The organism is Streptomyces sp. SID3343 (assembly GCF_009865215.1).
GTDB lineage: Bacteria > Actinomycetota > Actinomycetes > Streptomycetales > Streptomycetaceae > Embleya.
Window position 1 is genome coordinate 1 of record NZ_WWJX01000256.1, and the last position, 883, is coordinate 883.

1 protein-coding gene is annotated in these 883 nt (G+C 68.6%); it reads right to left on the reverse strand.

Annotated elements, in window-relative coordinates; genetic code table 11:
- Positions 1-379: 379 nt before the first annotated feature.
- Positions 380-883: ATP-binding protein (locus tag GT354_RS08660; protein WP_346011935.1), on the reverse strand; the 504-nt coding region annotated here is incomplete at its 5' end.

The window sequence follows — 883 nt, forward strand, 5'->3', positions numbered from 1 at the left end:
GCGCAGGCCCCGACACGTCCCCCGTGTCGCCGTCATCGAGATACACCACGACCAACGTCCCCTCTCAACCGCCGTCAAACGCAAGGAACCTGACGGCCCGTCACGCAAGCACGCAGCGCGACGACCCCGGTACCATCGGCACCGGGGTTCCGTCAGGTTCCCTCAGCCGGACCACCCCTGCCCGCCAAGGTTGGGGGGTGGTCCGGTGTTGCGTATGCGGTTGTGGAGCGACGCCCCGAAGGGTGCAGCCGTCGGGACGCCGCTCCGGTGCGCCGACGAGGACTCACCCGACGTCAGGGCACTGTTCCGGTCGCTGAAGGCGGCAGCAACCGGAACGGACGGGGGCTTGCCGGCCAGACCCACGGCAGGCCCCCGCCGTCTATGGATTCCCGTTCATCAGGAACGGCCTTGCCAGCTTGCGTGGTTCGAGGTCGAAGCGACACCACACGGCCTTGCCGCCCATCGCGGTCGGGTTCCACATGAGGAAGTCCGAGCACGCTTCGACCAGGCGCAGACCACGCGACGAGTCGCCGATCTCATCCGGCGCCGACAGCGACGGTTTCATCACCCGGCGGTCCGGCACCCGGGGCGGACGCGGGTCGTGGTCCTGAACTTCGATCGCCACCGCCCGCTTGGGCCAGAACAACAGCCGCACCGTGAACGTGCGACCGAGCCAGCTCACCCGCCCACTCGGTATCACCGCGTGCAGGATCGCGTTGGTCGCGAGTTCGGACACGCACAGCATCGCGGGATCCGTCAGCTCGATCAGGTTCCAGTCCGCCAACGCCGCCCAGGTCAGATCCCGAGTCTGCGCCACCGCCGCCGGATGCGCTTCCCACGTGCGCTGTCGGACCCACATCGGGGTGTACTCCGAGCCGCTGAA